This window comes from Streptosporangium sp. NPDC000396 (assembly GCF_042898655.1).
Lineage (GTDB): Bacteria > Actinomycetota > Actinomycetes > Streptosporangiales > Streptosporangiaceae > Streptosporangium.
On the sequence record NZ_JBIAZA010000025.1, the window covers coordinates 38,280 to 53,581 of the forward strand.

Annotated in this window: 17 protein-coding genes and 1 pseudogene; 10 read left to right on the forward strand and 8 right to left on the reverse strand. The window is 68.5% G+C overall.

What is annotated here, in order from left to right; genetic code table 11:
* Positions 1 to 112 precede the first annotated feature (112 nt).
* The 3 genes from ACFY2X_RS33320 to ACFY2X_RS33330 are packed head-to-tail and all read left to right on the forward strand — an operon-like array spanning position 113 to position 3,115.
* Positions 113 to 1,375: an ABC transporter substrate-binding protein gene (locus ACFY2X_RS33320; protein ID WP_389946424.1), complete on the forward strand. Its 1,263-nt coding sequence runs from the start codon at positions 113 to 115 to the stop codon at positions 1,373 to 1,375.
* The gene (locus ACFY2X_RS33325; RefSeq protein ID WP_389946427.1) at positions 1,372 to 2,310 is read left to right on the forward strand and encodes a carbohydrate ABC transporter permease; all 939 of its coding nucleotides are present in this window, start codon (positions 1,372 to 1,374) and stop codon (positions 2,308 to 2,310) included. Before ACFY2X_RS33320 ends, ACFY2X_RS33325 begins: the two co-directional genes overlap by 4 nt.
* Positions 2,303 to 3,115: a carbohydrate ABC transporter permease gene (locus ACFY2X_RS33330; RefSeq protein ID WP_389946430.1), complete on the forward strand. Its 813-nt coding sequence runs from the start codon at positions 2,303 to 2,305 to the stop codon at positions 3,113 to 3,115. The genes ACFY2X_RS33325 and ACFY2X_RS33330 overlap by 8 nt, the downstream gene beginning before the upstream one ends.
* 17 nt (positions 3,116 to 3,132) lie before the next feature.
* Here the strand turns inward: ACFY2X_RS33330 and ACFY2X_RS33335 are convergent, their stop codons facing one another.
* A complete protein-coding gene (locus ACFY2X_RS33335; protein WP_389946433.1) occupies positions 3,133 to 3,315 on the reverse strand; it encodes a hypothetical protein in 183 nt (60 codons plus the stop codon).
* A gap of 105 nt (positions 3,316 to 3,420) precedes the next feature.
* Between ACFY2X_RS33335 and ACFY2X_RS33340 the strand changes: the two genes are divergently transcribed.
* Together ACFY2X_RS33340 and ACFY2X_RS33345 are read left to right on the forward strand one after the other, a co-directional pair.
* Positions 3,421 to 3,867 carry a MarR family winged helix-turn-helix transcriptional regulator gene (locus ACFY2X_RS33340; RefSeq protein ID WP_389946436.1) on the forward strand — a complete coding sequence of 149 codons (447 nt, stop codon included), beginning with the start codon at positions 3,421 to 3,423 and terminating at the stop codon, positions 3,865 to 3,867.
* Between the two features lie 25 nt (positions 3,868 to 3,892).
* On the forward strand, positions 3,893 to 4,120 hold the full coding sequence (locus tag ACFY2X_RS33345; protein WP_389946439.1) for an HGxxPAAW family protein: 228 nt from the start codon (positions 3,893 to 3,895) through the stop codon (positions 4,118 to 4,120).
* Between the two features lie 12 nt (positions 4,121 to 4,132).
* Here ACFY2X_RS33345 and ACFY2X_RS33350 read toward each other — a convergent pair whose 3' ends face one another.
* Both ACFY2X_RS33350 and ACFY2X_RS33355 read right to left on the reverse strand, forming a co-directional pair.
* Complete coding sequence (locus tag ACFY2X_RS33350; RefSeq protein WP_389946442.1) at positions 4,133 to 4,804, reverse strand: response regulator; 672 nt, start codon at positions 4,802 to 4,804, stop codon at positions 4,133 to 4,135.
* On the reverse strand, positions 4,801 to 6,390 hold the full coding sequence (locus tag ACFY2X_RS33355; RefSeq protein WP_389946445.1) for an ATP-binding protein: 1,590 nt from the start codon (positions 6,388 to 6,390) through the stop codon (positions 4,801 to 4,803). The genes ACFY2X_RS33350 and ACFY2X_RS33355 overlap by 4 nt, the downstream gene beginning before the upstream one ends.
* Before the next feature lie 87 nt (positions 6,391 to 6,477).
* On the opposite strand from ACFY2X_RS33355, the gene ACFY2X_RS33360 reads away from it, so the two are divergent.
* The gene (locus ACFY2X_RS33360) at positions 6,478 to 7,824 is read left to right on the forward strand and encodes a cation:dicarboxylate symporter family transporter (RefSeq protein WP_389946448.1); all 1,347 of its coding nucleotides are present in this window, start codon (positions 6,478 to 6,480) and stop codon (positions 7,822 to 7,824) included.
* Positions 7,825 to 7,929: 105 nt separating this feature from the next.
* On the opposite strand, the gene ACFY2X_RS33365 is transcribed toward ACFY2X_RS33360, so the two are convergent.
* Positions 7,930 to 9,663: a PQQ-binding-like beta-propeller repeat protein gene (locus ACFY2X_RS33365; RefSeq protein ID WP_389946451.1), complete on the reverse strand. Its 1,734-nt coding sequence runs from the start codon at positions 9,661 to 9,663 to the stop codon at positions 7,930 to 7,932.
* Between the two features lie 3 nt (positions 9,664 to 9,666).
* On the reverse strand, positions 9,667 to 10,548 hold the full coding sequence (locus ACFY2X_RS33370; protein ID WP_389946454.1) for a hypothetical protein: 882 nt from the start codon (positions 10,546 to 10,548) through the stop codon (positions 9,667 to 9,669).
* 309 nt (positions 10,549 to 10,857) lie between these two features.
* Between ACFY2X_RS33370 and ACFY2X_RS33375 the strand changes: the two genes are divergently transcribed.
* Positions 10,858 to 11,226, forward strand: coding sequence for a DUF2203 domain-containing protein (locus ACFY2X_RS33375; RefSeq protein ID WP_389946457.1), 369 nt, complete (start codon positions 10,858 to 10,860; stop codon positions 11,224 to 11,226).
* 87 nt (positions 11,227 to 11,313) lie between these two features.
* Here the strand turns inward: ACFY2X_RS33375 and tnpA are convergent.
* Positions 11,314 to 11,741 (reverse strand): annotated as a pseudogene (tnpA, locus tag ACFY2X_RS33380) (IS200/IS605 family transposase).
* A gap of 22 nt (positions 11,742 to 11,763) precedes the next feature.
* Here tnpA and ACFY2X_RS33385 point away from each other — a divergent pair.
* The gene (locus tag ACFY2X_RS33385; protein WP_389946459.1) at positions 11,764 to 12,960 is read left to right on the forward strand and encodes an RNA-guided endonuclease InsQ/TnpB family protein; all 1,197 of its coding nucleotides are present in this window, start codon (positions 11,764 to 11,766) and stop codon (positions 12,958 to 12,960) included.
* Between the two features lie 49 nt (positions 12,961 to 13,009).
* Here ACFY2X_RS33385 and ACFY2X_RS33390 read toward each other — a convergent pair whose 3' ends face one another.
* Positions 13,010 to 13,420: an organic hydroperoxide resistance protein gene (locus ACFY2X_RS33390; RefSeq protein ID WP_389946461.1), complete on the reverse strand. Its 411-nt coding sequence runs from the start codon at positions 13,418 to 13,420 to the stop codon at positions 13,010 to 13,012.
* Between the two features lie 85 nt (positions 13,421 to 13,505).
* Here ACFY2X_RS33390 and ACFY2X_RS33395 point away from each other — a divergent pair, with 85 nt between their 5' ends.
* Positions 13,506 to 13,931, forward strand: coding sequence for a MarR family winged helix-turn-helix transcriptional regulator (locus ACFY2X_RS33395; protein WP_389946650.1), 426 nt, complete (start codon positions 13,506 to 13,508; stop codon positions 13,929 to 13,931).
* The gene (locus ACFY2X_RS33400; protein WP_389946464.1) at positions 13,928 to 14,299 is read left to right on the forward strand and encodes an MmcQ/YjbR family DNA-binding protein; all 372 of its coding nucleotides are present in this window, start codon (positions 13,928 to 13,930) and stop codon (positions 14,297 to 14,299) included. Before ACFY2X_RS33395 ends, ACFY2X_RS33400 begins: the two co-directional genes overlap by 4 nt.
* On the opposite strand, the gene ACFY2X_RS33405 is transcribed toward ACFY2X_RS33400, so the two are convergent.
* Positions 14,283 to 15,209, reverse strand: coding sequence for a hypothetical protein (locus tag ACFY2X_RS33405; protein WP_389946652.1), 927 nt, complete (start codon positions 15,207 to 15,209; stop codon positions 14,283 to 14,285). The two genes, ACFY2X_RS33400 and ACFY2X_RS33405, sit on opposite strands and share 17 nt — an antisense overlap.
* Positions 15,210 to 15,302 lie beyond the last annotated feature (93 nt).

The window sequence follows — 15,302 nt, forward strand, 5'->3', positions numbered from 1 at the left end:
TCGCTCCTGTTCCCCTGTCCTGCTCACTCTTGCCCCATTTACCCTAGTTATTTTCATAAATGAGCGCTACTCTCCGTTCTCACCCGTGCAGGTTCGACAGGTAAGGGATGAGATGACCAGGAAGATATGGGCGCTCCTCTGCGCCAGTGCGCTCGTGACCGGTGTCGCGGGATGCTCCTCTTCCGGGAGCGGCGACTCCGGGGACAAGGTCACGCTCAGCTATGGCATCTGGGACAAGAACCAGAAGCCCGCGATGGAGAAGATCGCTCAGGAGTTCGGCAAGGCTCACCCCGGCATCACCGTCAAGGTCGAGCTGACCCCGGGTTCCAAGGACTACTGGACCAAGCTCCAGACCTCGGCCGCCGGCGGCAGCGCCCCCGACGTGTTCTGGATGAACGGTCCGCGGGTCGGCCTGTGGGCCTCCCAGGGCGCTCTGCTGCCCCTGTCGGACCGCATCGCCAAGGACCGTTTCGACACCTCGAAGTTCCCCGGCTCCCTCAACAACCTGTACACCCTCGGCGGCAAACAGTACGGCGTTCCCAAGGACTTCGACACCATCGGCCTCTGGTACAACAAGGACCTGTTCGACAAGGCCGGGGTGAAGCACCCCGACGCCTCCTGGACCTGGGACGACGTCCGCGAGGCGGCCAAAAAGCTGACGAACGCGGGCAAGGGCGTGTACGGCATCGCGGCCCCGGCCTGGTCCCAGGAGCTCTACTACAACACGATCTACCAGGCCGGCGGATACGTGATCTCCCCGGACGGCAAGAAGTCCGGCTTCGACGACCCGGCCAGCATCGAGGGCCTGCGTTTCTGGGTGGACATCATCAACAAGGACAAGTCCTCCCCGACCATCCAGCAGCTTGAGGACACCGACCCGATCCAGATGTTCCAGAACGGCAAGGTCGCGATGTTCTACGACGGCTCCTACGACGCCATCGCCTACAACCAGACCCAGGGCCTCAACGCCGACGTCGCACCCCTGCCCGCCGGTCCCGAGGGCAAGAAGGCTGTGATCATCCACGGTCTCGCCAACGTGGTCTACGCCAAGTCCAAGCACCCCGAGGAGGCCTGGCAGTTCGTCAAGTTCCTCGGTGGCGAGCAGGCCAACAGGATCCAGGCCGAGACCGGGACCGTCATCCCCGCCTACAACGGCCTCCAGGACACGTGGGTGAAGTCCATGCCCAAGCTCAAGCTGCAGTCCTACATCGACCAGGTGCCCGACGCGGTGCCGTACCCGAGGTCGATGAACACCGCCGCCTGGGCCACCAAGGAGACCGAGCTCATCGCCCAGGCCTTCGCCGGGACCAAGGACCTCGACGCGACGGCCAAGGAACTGGCCGCGTTCATGAACGACGCGCTGGCCAAGGAATGAGCGTCATCGAGAGGGCGGCCGTCACGGAAGCGGCCGCCCGCCCCGTGATCCGCAGGCGGCTGCGCGACCGCGAATGGTTCTGGGGCTACCTGATGATCGCGCCGCTCACCCTCGGGCTCGGCGTGTTCTACCTGTGGCCGGTCCTGCAGTCGGTCTACTACAGCTTCACCGAGTGGACCCTGTTCGGCGACAGCGCCTGGGCGGGCCTGGACAACTACGCGAAGCTCATGCACGACCCCGAAGTCGGCAAGGCGCTGTGGAACACCTTCCTGGTCGCGGTGTTCGGCCTGCTGGTCATCCCGATCTCGATCGTGGTGGCCGCGCTGCTCAACACCCGGGGCCTGCGGCTGGTGTCGCTCTACCGCACGCTGTACTTCCTGCCGGTGGTCACCATGCCCGCCGCGGTGGCGCTGATCTGGCGCTGGCTCTACAACGGCCAGTACGGCCTGATCAACTACCTGCTCTCGCTGGTGGGCGTCACCGGGAAGTCCTGGATCTCCGACCCCTCCACCGCGCTCTACGCGGTGATCGTCGTCTTCGTCTGGATGTTCCTCGGCTACTTCACGGTGATCTTCATGGCCGGTCTGCAGGGCATCCCGGGCCACCTCTACGAGGCGGCCTCCATCGACGGCGCCGGGCGGTTCCGGCAGTTCTTCCGGATCACCCTCCCGCTGCTCACCCCGACCGTGTTCTTCTCCAGCGTGCTGATGGTCATGAACGGCCTGCAGATGTTCGACCTGCTCTATCTGATGTTCGGTAAGAACAGCCCGGCCTGGGCGGACAACAAGACGATCGTGCTGCTCTTCTACAACAAGGCCTTCGAGGAGGGGGCCAAGGGGTACGGCGCGGCGATCGCGGTCGGGCTCATGGTGATCACCCTCGTGATCACGGCGATCCAGTTCCGCCTGCAGAAGAGGTGGGTGCATTATGCGTAGCGGTCGGCTCTGGCCGGTGCATCTCGTGCTGGCCGTCGGCGCCGTGGCGATGGTGGTCCCCTTCTTCTGGGAGGTGCTCACCTCCCTGAAGACCTTCACCGAGTCGACGCGGGTCCCGCCGACGTGGATCCCGTCCTTCGAGTGGTCGAACTTCACCCGGGTGCTGGACAGCACACCCTTCGGCCTGCAGTTCGGCAACACCGTGGTGATGACCGTCGTGCGGACCCTGGCGCAGCTGCTGTTCTGCTCACTGGCGGCCTATGCCTTCGCCCGGCTGCGTTTCCCCGGCAGGAACGTCATCTTCGTGCTCCTGCTGTCGGTGCTGATGGTTCCCGACCAGCTGTTCCTGATCCCGCAGTACCAGATCATCAAGGGCCTGGACCTGCTGAACACCCTGCCCGGTCTCTTCCTGCCGGGCATGTTCAGCGCGTTCGGCACCTTCATGCTGCGGCAGTTCTTCATGAGCCTGCCCGGCGAGATCGAGGAGGCGGCCAGGCTGGACGGCGCCAACCCGTTGCGGATCTTCTGGAGCGTGATGCTGCCGCTGGCCAGGCCGGGACTGATCGCCTTCGGGGTGCTGACCGTGCTGTGGTCGTGGAAGGACCTGATGTGGCCGCTGGTGGTCAACACCGACCCGGAGAAGATGACGCTCTCGGCGGGTCTGGCCGCGCTCCACGGCGAGCACGTCACCGAATATCCGGTGCTCATGGCGGGATCCCTGATGGCGACCCTGCCGATCATCGTGGTCTTCGTCGTGCTGCAGAAGCAGCTGATCCAGGGAATCGCCTTCACCGGATCCAAGTGACGGCGCCTCGGTGCACGTCAGTGCACACCAAGGGCCATCAGCAGCAGCAGGCCGGCGATGTGGCCGACGACCACGAACACGACGACGAAGATGAAGATGAACTTCGCCGGCCCGTGCTCGAAGTGCTTGCCCTCCTTGAGGGAGGGGCGCTGGGCCTGGCGCTCGGCGATCCGCTCCTCGATCGGCTTGCTGTGGAACATCGGACTCCTTCTTGGTGGCGCGTTGGCCGATCGTCGGGGTGGTAACAACTTTGGGCAACAATAGTTTGTGCACCAACTATCGTACTATGTCGGTTGGAGGTGCGCGTGAGCGATATGACCGATGCGTTGAGCCTGGAACGACAGGTGTGCTTTGCCCTGGCGGTCGCCTCACGCAGCGTCATCGGAATCTACCGGCCGTTGTTGCAGCCGCTGGGGCTGACCCACCCGCAGTACCTGGTGATGCTCGCGCTCTGGGAGCACGCACCGCTGTCGGTCAAGGAGCTGAGCAAGCTACTGCAACTCGACCCCGGTACGCTGTCCCCACTGCTCAAGCGTCTTGAGGCGATCGGTTACATCCGGCGGCAGAGAGACAGCCAGGACGAGCGCGTCCTGGCCGTCACGCTCACCACGGAGGGCCGGGAGCTGCGAAGCGAAGCTGAGAGTGTTCCGTCGTCCGTCGTCAAGCGTCTGGGCATCGACCTGGAGGAGCTGCAGGAGCTCCATCGGTCGTTGACCAGGGTGATCGCCGCGGCGAACGACACGCATCGCTGATCCACAGAGAGGACAGGAAAGGCTCATGGCTGGAAGCCACGGAGGAAGCCCCAAGTCTTGGCTTGCGGTGATCGTTATTCTGATCGGGTTCACCATCGGTGGTGTGGCCCTGTGCCTGGGTCCCAACTGGACGCTGGTCTGGGTGGGAGCCGGAGTCATCGCAGTCGGTGGCGTGCTCGCCCTGGTGGTCGACATCTTCTCCGACGTGATCATTGACGCGCCCCGCGTGCCGATGGACCAGAGCGGCAGCTGATCACGCCGGGACTCAGGTGATCCGGTAGAGCAGCTCGGGGCGTCCCACCCCGCCGTACTGCGGAACCCGGCACGCGACGCCGCTGCCGGTCAGATGTTCCAGGTAGCGGCGGGCGGTCACCCGGGAGATGCCGATCGCCTTGCCGACGGCCTGCGCCGACACGCCGTCGGGGGCTTTACGCAGCTCCGCCAGCACGGCGTCAAGCGTGACGGGGGTCATGCCCTTCGGTAGCGGGTTGCCCGCCGGACCGCGCAGGGCGGCCAGCGCGCGGTCCACCTCGCCCTGGCCGCTGGCCTCGCCCGAGCTCTCGATCGACGACCGGAACCGCGCGTAGTGCGTGAGCTTCTCAAGCAGCGAGGCGAACGTGAACGGCTTGAGCAGATACTGCGCCACGCCGACGGAGACCGCGGACCTGACCATCGACAGATCGCGCGCCGAGGTGACCGCGATGACATCGGACAGGATGCCCGCCGCCCGCAGCGCCCGGCACACCTCCAGCCCGTGCATGTCGGGCAGATAGAGATCGAGCAGGATCAGGTCCACCGGCTGGCGCCGCAGGAAGCGCAGCGCCTCCGCGCCGGTCCTGGCGACCCCCGCCACCCGGAAACCGGGCACGCGCTCCACGTAGAGGCGGTTGGCCTCGGCGGTGATCTCCTCGTCCTCGACGACCAGCACCGAGATCATGAAACGCCCCCTTCACACAGCGGCAGCCGTACGGTGAACACCGCTCCCGGCCCGTTACCGACGTCGATCGTGCCGCCCAGGCGGCGGACCGCCTGGCCGACCATGGCCAGCCCGAGGCCGCGGCCGTCACCCTTGGTGGTCCATCCGCGCCGGAAGGCCTCCTCGGCCGTGGCCGTGTCCAGGCCGGGGCCGCTGTCGGCGACTCTGATCAGGAAGGTCGCCTCGTCGGCGCTCAGGCGGACGTCCACCCGTGCGGGCGGGACGCCCGACACGGCCGCGTCCATCGCGTTGTCGATCAGGTTGCCGAGGATCGTCACCAGGTCCCGCTCGTCCAGGCCGGTGGCGCCGAGCTCGGTGTCCGGGCTGATCGCCAGCTCCACGCCGCGCTCCCCGGCCTCGGCGGTCTTGCCCAGCAGCAGCGCCGCCAGCACCGGCTCGCGCACCGCGCCCACCACCCGGTCGGTGAGCTGCTGCGCGGCCCTGAGCTCCGCAGTGGCGAAGGCCACCGCCTGCTCGGTACGGCCCAGCTCGACGAGGGTGATGACCGTGTGCAGCCGGTTGGCCGACTCGTGCGCGGCGGCACGCAGGGAGTCGGCGAAGCCGCGCTCGGCGTTGAGCTGCCCGGTCAGGGACTGAAGCTCGGTGTGGTCGCGCAGGGTGACCACGATCCCGAGCGAGCGGGACCCGGACCGGACCGGGGCGGAGTTCACCACCAGCGTCCGTTCCCCGGTCAGGTGGATCTCGTCGGTCCGCTCCTCTCCGGCCGCCAGCAGTTCGGTGAGGGAAGGGGGCAGGTTCAGCTCGGTGACGTGCCGCCCGTCCGCCTCGCCGTACAGGCCGAGAAGCTCCCTGGCGCCGTCGTTGCACAGCGTCAGCCGGCCCGCGCTGTCGACCAGCAGCAGTCCTTCCCGTACGGCGTGCAGGATCGCGTCGTGGTACTCGTACATCCGGCTGAGCTCGGCGGGGCCCATTCCGTGGGTCTGGCGGCGCAGCCGGGCCCCGACCAGATAGGTGCCCGCGCCGCCGATGGACAGGCCGAGCAGGCCGATGAGGGCGACGCCGGCGACCTGGCCGCGGAGCTGGGCGCCGATCTTGTCGATCGTGATGCCCGCGCTGACCAGGGCCCTGACCCTGCCGCCGGAGTCACGCACCGGGGCGACGGCGCGGACGGAGGGGCCGAGGGTGCCGGTGTAGGTCTCGGTGAAGGTCCGGCCCTCCAGCGCCGGTGCGATGGTGCCGAGGAAGCGGCCCCCGATCTGAGCCGGGTTGGGGTGCGTGTACCGGATCCCCTCGACGCTCATGATCGTGACGAAGTCGACCCCCGTCTCCCTCCGGACCCGCTCCGCGTACGGCTGGAGCGTGGCGGAGTCGCCGACGGCGGCGAGGACCGAGGGGGAGTCCGCCACGCTCACGGTCACCGCCCTGGCCACCCTGGTGGCCTCCTGGGTGAGCAACTCGCGGGACTGGAAGAAGGCCAGCAACGCGGCACCCGCCACGGTGATCCCGACCACGATGATCTGCAGGGCCAGCATCTGCTGGGCGAGGCTCCGGCGGCGCATCCACCCGGATGGCTTTTTCGCGTGCACGACCAAAATGTACGCAATGGTGACTTGGATCACAGCGCGGGCTCATAGTCGCTCAACTGGAGTTTCCGCCGAGGCCGGGGAGGCCGCGTGTCTGTTTCCCGAGATCGAACCCACTATCTGTACATAGCCGTCATCGTCGCGGTGGTCGCCGGGATCGTGGTCGGGCTCGTGGCTCCCGATCTCGGCAAGGAGCTGAAGTCGCTGGGCACGGCCTTCGTCGCGCTGATCAAGATGATGATCAGCCCGATCATCTTCTGCACCATCGTGCTCGGCGTCGGATCGGTCACCAAGGCCGCCAGGGTCGGCCGGGTCGGCGGTCTGGCACTCGGCTACTTCCTCGTCATGTCGACCGTCGCCCTGGCCATCGGCCTGGCCGTGGGCAACCTGATCGACCCCGGCCAGGGGCTCCAGCTCACCGACCAGCTCCGCCAGGCCGCCGCGGCCGAGGCGGCCAAGGGAGGCGAGAGCGACACGGTGACCTTCCTGCTGGGGATCGTCCCGACCACTCTGGTGTCGGCGTTCACCGAGGGCCAGGTGCTGCAGACCCTGCTGGTCGCCCTGCTCGCCGGATTCGCCCTGCAGTCCATGGGAGAGCGGGCCACGCCCGTCATGAACGGCATCGGGCACATCCAGCGGCTCGTCTTCCGCGTCCTCGCCATGATCATGTGGGCCGCCCCGGTCGGTGCCTTCGGCGCGATCGCCGCGGTCGTGGGAGCCACCGGTGTGGACGCGCTCAAGAGCCTCGGCCTCATCATGCTCGCCTTCTACACGACCTGCCTGCTGTTCGTCCTGGGCGTGCTCGGGCCGTTGCTCTGGCTGGTCGCCCGGGTCAACCTGCTCTCCCTGCTGCGCTATCTCGGCAGGGAGTTCCTGCTCATCCTGTCCACATCCTCCTCGGAATCGGCCCTGCCGCGGCTGATCGCCAAGATGGAGCACCTCGGCGTGAGCCGCCCCGTCGTCGGCATCACCGTGCCGACCGGCTACTCCTTCAACCTCGACGGCACCGCCATCTACCTGACGATGGCCACCCTGTTCGTCGCGAGCGCCACCGGTGCCCCGCTCTCCTTCGGGGAGCAGATCTCTCTGCTGGTCTTCATGATCATCGCCTCCAAGGGTGCCGCCGGAGTCACCGGCGCGGGCCTGGCGACCCTGGCCGGCGGCCTCCAGTCGCACCGTCCCGACCTGGTCGACGGCGTCGGCCTGATCGTCGGCATCGACCGCTTCATGTCCGAGGCGCGGGCGCTGACCAACTTCGCGGGCAACGCGGTCGCCACCGTCCTGGTCGGCACCTGGACCGGCGAGTTCGACAGGGAACGCGCGGCCGAGGTGCTGTCCGGCCGGGCGCCGTTCGACGAGATCACCCTCCTGGACGAGGACACTCCGGCCTCGCCCCCGCCCGCCGATCGGCCCGACCCGGCCATGTCGCCCGCCTAGCTCCTCCTGGACGGCCGGTACGGACCCTCCGCCGAAGCGCCCCGCCGGGACCGGGGCGCCGGGCCGTACCGGCCGGAGGATCGTGGGGCGCCGAGCGCCGGGGCGTCACCCGTGCGCCCGGCGAAGGTTACGCGTCACGGAGCCGGCGACCTTCGGGACGGCCGGCGGGTCGTTGAAAACGGTCAGGTGAACGATGACGTTTCCCACGAGGATCAGGGCGGAGTCGAGAGGGGGAGCCAGCCCGCGGCCTTCGATCTGCCACACGTCCGCCGCCCGCCGCTCGACGGGCCGCGCGTTCGCCGACCGGCTCGCCAGCTCTGTGGCCAGCAAGGACCGCGCGATCGCCGGAGAGGGGGCCACCCAGGCGACGGTGACCGACACGGCGTCGCCGTCGTCGGTGGGCGGGACGAGGTCACAGGCGGAGGGGCGGGGGAGGGGAGTTCCGGCGATCCGCCGGTATCGGGGATGGGCGGTGTAGCCCGCGCCGAGGACCTGGAGATCCTCCACGCCGAGCAGGCCGCACGCGTCGGGCCACGCGGACGGGCTGACGCCTCCGAGCGCGGGCGACCCCGTGCCCGCCGTGCGCGACAGCCGGTAGGCCGTGACCCCGTCGCCGCCGGGCTCGAGATGCCGGACGAGCACCAGGTCGGCGCCGGCGCCGATCAGGGTGGTGGAGGAGTCGCTCGTCGGGAGCGGACGTTCGGCGAAGACGCCGTTTCCGATGTCCATGACCATGAGGACGGCCGGACGCAGCCGGTGCCGCGACTCGTCGTCGTCGGTTTTCGCCACGATCAGGCGCGAGCCGTCGTCCCTCGTGATGCCGTACGGCTCGAGCGGCGGGCGCTCGCGCCGCCACAGGACCTCGCCGTCGCGGTCGACGGCGACGGCCGTCGCCTCCGAGGGGTCGATGTCCGAACCGGTCGTGTACGCGATCCCTTTCTCCGTGACGCCGAGATGGTAGGCCGAGCCCCGGCGGACCGGGCCGATCCGCCGCCCCGCCGGGGAGTAGATCGCGTGGAACAGGCCCGTCGAGGCCAGCACCGTCCCGTCCGTGCCCACCTCCATGCCCACCTCCACGCCTGTCTCCCCATCGGGCTGCCCTGGCTCCTCCTCCCCGGTCGCCCGCTCCCCGGGCACCGGAAGTTCGTGATGCCACCGGGTCAGTCCGGTCGCCAGATCGAACGCCCACAGGCTCGTGACCCCGTGCTCGCACCGCCTCAGCAGCACCAGGGCGGCGGGACCTGTTTTGACGATCCCGTCACAGGTGTCGCGGGGTCCTCCGGGAAGGCGGTTTCTCCACGCGACGCCTCCGTCGCGGAGGCGCACCCCCATCGCCGTGGCCGCCTCGCGGCTCACCAGCGCGATCCCGCGCGCCGCGGCGTGGATCTCCAGGTCGGCGGGGGAGGAGCCGGTCTCCTTCGCGAACACGGCCGAGGCGTCGATGTCCCACAGTTCCCCGCCCGAGCCGGTGTCGTAGGCGCTGAGGTGCTGGGTGGTCACCCCGCGCCGCTCCCGGCTGCGCTGCGTGATCGCCAGGTTCCCGGACAGCCAGGCTGCTTCCAGCCGGCGCCCGGCGGGTCCCGGCAGCACGGTGCGGATCCGTCCGCTCCTCAGCTCGCGCAGGGTGATGTCCCCGGAACGCCTCTCCGCGGAGAGGACGAGATCGTCGGTCACGACGTACGGCAGGGGTGGGCCGTCCTCGTTCTCGGGTGCGTTCGTGTGGATCTTCCACACCGGCAGGAATGAACCGAGACGCGAGAGTGAGGTGGCCGCGAGATCGGCGGGGAGAACCCCCAGAGGAAGCAGGATGACGATGACCGCGAGGATGCGCCGCGTCACATCTCAGCACCCCCTGGATTTGGGGAAGTGGCCGCACAGTGTTTTTCTGCCCGCCTTATGCCAGGAAGAGCCATTCTCGATGTATATGGACTTGTAGGAGCGGTGGTCCGGCGCCGCACCCGTGACGCGGAACACGCCGTCGTCGCCGCCGCCGATGACCTGTTTCTCCTGTCGCCCGCCGGTGACCAGGGTGACTTCCAGATCGAATTCGACGGCCGACCGGTGGGACAGGAAGGAGATGTTCAACGTCTCGCGCTCCCCCCGCTTTAGATCTATCTGTTTTAATTGAAAGTAGGACTTTTTCCCTTTTTCATTCTTCTTTGCGGATTTTATGGAAATGTCGGGTTTGTCGAAGTCGGCGCCCAGGGAGATGACGCCCGCCTCGCCGGCCCCGTCCGGAGCGAAGTAGGCACCGGTGAGGACGGGCATGCTCCGTTTCACGCGGGGCCGGATGTCGACGATCCGCAGGTCGCTGCGCCCGCCTTCGACCGCGAGCAGCACCTCCAGACGTTCGACCGCCCCGCCGTCGTGGCGGTGCAGGAGCGTCGTGAACTCCTCCTCCGACGGGTCGGTGAGAAGCACGCCGCGGTCCGCGGGGGTCGTGGGGGCGGTGCGAAACGCGATGGGGCCCGGTCCGGGAGCGTATTCGCGGATGAGGAGCACCCGCAGTGGCGGCCGTCCGAGCAGCTCGTCAAGGAAGTCCTGGCCGCCGCCCTGGGTCCAGGAGATGAGGACGGCCGCGGCGACCGCGCTCAGCACGCCGCCCAGCCACGTCAGCGGGCTCCGGGCGAACCGGCTTATGCCGGACGGTTGATCCTCCTCGGCCCGGGTGGCCGCCTGATCCTCGCGGCCGTCTTCGGGCGGAGCTTGCCGAGCTTCCGACATGAGATCGCCGTCCGGGATCGTTTGGCGGCTGAATGACGGGTATCAGATTTACGGAAAAACGCTGTTCTGGCAAGCGGATTCCCATGACAACACTTCGGTGCGCCCGGAGTCCGAGGTGGGCACTTAAAATGGCCTATTTGCCCAAAAGTATGCCTATCTGGAGGTCGGATGAGTGGATTTATGGAGAAATTGGGGCTTTCGGTGAGCCAGTGAAGATCGGCGCCGAGGCGGAGAGGGAGACCGAGGCGGGCACGGGTCGTCGCGGGGCACCGGTAGGCCGCGCCGTCGTCGAGGCGCTAACGTTCGAATGTGGACAGGATCTTCACCGTCGAGGAGGCGCGGGCACTGATGCCCGCCCTGCTGGAGCGGGCCGGTGAGTTCGTGAGCATGCGGGGCGATCTCGCGGAGCTCGCCCAGGACCTCCGCGAGCGAGGGGCGTCGAGGCTCGGCGGGCTGCCGGAGGCGAAGGCGTTCGAGGCGCGGCTGGAGGAGATTCTCGGCTGGTTCGGGGCTCACGGCGTCGAGGTCAAGGGCATCGCGCCCCTGCTGCTGGACTTCCCCTCGGAGCTGGACGGGGTGCCCGTCCGGCTGTGCTGGCTCGAAGGGGACCGCGATCTGGGCTGGTATCACCGGGAGGATCTCGGGTTCGCCGGTCGCCGTCCCCTTCGCCGAGCGTGAGCGCTACCAGAATGCGGGCCAGTGCTCCGGCCTTCAAACCCGGGGGTGAAGGCCCGCGTGGGAAGACCCCCGGGGCCTGAGCGCGCCCTAATCCGGGCGGTTTTGCCGCTCGATGTACCGGCGTAGGACGCCGATCGGGGCGCCGCCCACCGACCCGGCGAAGCAGGAGCCCGACCACAGCTTGTTCGCCCGGTAACAGTGGCGGGCCAACTCGGGAAACTCCCGGCGCATCCGGCGTGAGGAAACGCCCTTCAGAGAGTTGACGAGGAGTTGACGAGTTTGGACAGGGCGATCTTGGGTGGGAAGTTCGCCAGCGGGTGGACGTGATCGCTCTCGCCGTCGAACTCGCGCGACTCGGTCTCGAAGTCGGCGCGCACATCCCGCGTGATCTCCCCCACCCGGTTTAGGTGGGTGCCGGTGACCACCTCGTGCCGGAACTTGGTTATGAAGACCAAATGCGCATGTAGGGCAAAAACACAGTGTCTACCGGTTCTGATGTCTTCATGCTCGGCCATAAGCCAACGATATGATCAGCGGGTGCGGCTTCGTTACAACTACCGGGTGTATCCCGACGCCGACCAGCGTGCCGCGCTGGCGCGGGCGTTCGGGTGCGCGCGGGTGGTGTTCAACGACGGGCTGCGCGCACGGGCCGAAGCCCATGCGGCCGGGCTGCCGTACCTCTGTGACGGGGACCTGTCCAAGCTGGTCATCACCGAGGCGAAGAAAACCCCGGAACGGTCCTGGCTGGGTGAGGTGTCGGCGGTCGTGCTTCAGCAGGCGCTCGCCGACCTGAACACCGCCTACCGCAACTTCTTCGCCTCCCTGTCGAGCAAGCGGAAGGGGTCGAAAGCCGCCCCGCCGCGTTTCCGGTCGAAGAGGGACAACCGGCAGGCGATCCGCTTCACCAAGAACGCCCGGTTCGCTCTCACGCCGGGCGGGAGACTGCGCCTGCCGAAGATCGGGGACGTGGCGGTCCGCTGGTCGCGGGACCTGCCCGCCGAACCCTCCTCGGTCACGGTGGTCAAGGACGCGGCCGGGCGATACTTCGCCTCGTTCGTGGTCGAGGCCGCCGGACATCCCCTTCCGCCGGTGGAGAGCGAGACCGGCATCGACCTCGGGTTGGGCCATTTCGCGGTCCTGTCGAACGGCCGGAAGATCGACTCGCCGCGTTTCCTGCGGCGGGCGGAGAAGAAGCTCAAGCGGCTCCAGCGGGCGCTCGCCCGCAAGGCGAAGGGGTCGAACAACCGGGTCAAGGCCCGCGCCGCCGTGGCCCGTCAGCATGCCAAGGTCGCCGACGCGCGCCGCGAGTTCCACCACCGGGAATCCACAAAGATCATCCGTGATAACCAAACGGTGGTCGTGGAAGACCTGGCAGTGAACGGGCTGGCGCGCACCCGGCTGGCCAAGAGCGTGCACGACGCGGGCTGGTCGTCCTTCGTCGGGATGCTGGAGTACAAGGCCGCCCTGTACGGTCGGACCTTCCACCGGATCGACCGGTGGTTTCCCTCCTCCAGGTTGTGCTCCGCCTGCGGCGCGCTCGCCGGGTCGATGCCGCTGAACGTCCGGTTGTGGGAGTGCTCGTGTGGCGCGGTCCACGACCGGGACGTGAACGCCGCGATCAACATCCTCGCCGCCGGACGGGCGGAGAGGTTAAACGCCTCCGGAGGGCAGGTAAGACCACCGCGTGCGGTGGCACGGCCTGGTGAACGAGGAAGCCCTCGAGGTGCCGCATGAACCCATGCGGCACGGGCGAGACCCCCGGGCCTTCAACCCGAGGAGCGCGTCAATCGATCACCAGCTTGACCGGGACGTTGCCCCGGGTGGCGTTGGAGTAGGGGCAGACCTGGTGGGTGGCCTCGACCAGGGCGGTGCCGGTCTCGCCCTGCAGCTCGTCGGGGAGTTCGACGCGCAGGGTCACGGCGAGCCCGAAGGCCTCGCCGTCGGGCACGAGGCTCACCTCGGCGGTCACCGAGGCCTCGGAGACGTCGATCTTCTTCCGCCTGCCGACCAGCTGCAACGCGCTGGCGAAGCAGGCGGCGTAGCCCGCCGCGAACAGCTGCTCGGGGTTGGTGCCCTCGCCGGAGCCGCCGAGATCCTTCGGCGGCGCGAGCGTCACATCGAGGCGGCCGTCCGAGGACACCGCCCTTCCCTCGCGGCCGGAGGCGGTGGCGATGGCCGTGTAGCGCGTGTTCATGGGTTCTCCTCATTGAGTTGCGAGCAACTAGATTGTGCACAATCAAATTGTCGACAGTCAAATTGATATACTGTGTGCCGTGAAGCTGCTGCTGAGGAACCAGGTCTGCTTCGACGTGCACGCCGCGTCGCGGGCGCTGGACGGTGTCTATCGCAAGGAACTGCGCGATCTCGGCCTGACCTATCCGCAGTATCTGGCGATGATGGTGCTCTGGGAGCGTCAGCCGGTGACGGTCAAGGAGCTCGGCGAGGCCCTGCGGCTCGACTCGGGCACCCTGTCGCCGCTGCTCAAGAGGCTGGAGTCGGCAGGGCTGGTGCGCCGGGAGCGCAGCGCCGCCGACGAGCGTTCCGTGCTGGTACGGCTCACCCCCGCGGGGGCCGAGTTGCGGGAGCGGGCCCTGGAGGTCCCCGGCAGGATCCTTGAGGCCACCGGCCTCGACCTCGACGAGCTCGCCGGCCTGCAGGGCACCCTGCGCCGCCTCACCGCCGCCCTCGACGAGGCGTCTCGATGATCACAGGTGACGACGTCCGCCGCGTGGCCATGGCGCTGCCCCGGACCGAGGAGAAGATCGTCAGAGACCGGGTGACGTTCCGCGTGGGCAGGATCGTCTACATCGCGATCTCTCAGGACGAGACCTCGATGGGATTCGCCTTCCCGAAGGAGGAGCGGGCCGCGCTGGTCGCGGCCGAGCCCGCGAAGTTCCACATGCCCCGCCCTTCCGACGAGCGGTACAACTGGGTCCGGGTCTGGCTGGCCGCGATCGACGAGGCCGAGATGACCGAGCTGGTCCACGACGCCTGGCGGATGGCCGTGCCGAAGCGGGTCGCCGCCGCGCACTTCGGTGAGTCCGTGGCTCCGCGGGTCACGAGGTCGCGCTGAGATAGAGCTGCCTGGCCAGCGTGGTCGTCCGGGAGGTGGAGCGCTGCCAGCTCGTCCCGGCGGGGTGCGCGGTCAGCAAGACCATGATCCAGCGTTCCTTCGGGCCGACGAGCCCGGTGGTGTGCAGCACCGGCCGTCCCAGGTCGGGGACCGGCCCGGCGCTTGAGGGGGAGGCGACCCCGGCGGGGGCGCCCACGGCGGACGGGGTGGCGGCCCGGACCGCCCGGGTGCTTCCGGTGGCGGGCGAGCCGCCCGCCGGCGGGCTCCCGCCGGTGCGGGTGCAGGGGACCGGGGGCGTGGAGCCGTACCCGGACCAGCCCTGCTTGACCGCCCACGGGCCGGGGACCCCGCGCGGGATGCCGAAGAACTGGTCGAAGCCGTCGGAGCCGCACTGCCCGGCCTGGCGCAGGTGACCGAGGATGAGGCCGCTGACCCTGGGGTCGGCGCGCTCCAGCAGGTAGCGGTAGGCCCGGGTGACGTCCATCGCGCTGAGTGAGGTGTAACCCCAGAAGCCGGGCTTGTCGGCCGGAGGGGGCGCGGTGTCGGTCAGGCCGAGCTTGCGAGCCGTCCGCTGGACGATCCGCCCCCGGCCTCCGCGATTCCAGAACGCGGTCGCCGCTCCATCGTCGCTGACCCGCAGCATGACCTTGAGCAGTTCCCCGTCCTTGCGGGGCACGGTCGGGTGCGACTCCAGGTAGTCGATCGCGATCAGGATCTTCACCACCGACGCCGACCGGAACCTGCGGTGCGCGTCGTGGTGGAGCGCGACCTTTCCGGTCTGCCGGTCGAACAGCACATAACCGGCGGCCGTCCCGGCCGGAACGCGCGGCTGGCGCGGAGAGGCCGCGGCCGCCGCCGAGGTGGACGCGAGGACGAGAACGGCTGCCGCCGGGACGGCGAGGAATCGCATCACCTGCCAATAACTACCAGACTCGGGGTGGAGGAGACGGAAGAGAAGGAAACGCGCTACCCGCTCCCTTCCCCTCCGCCGCTCTCTTCCGCT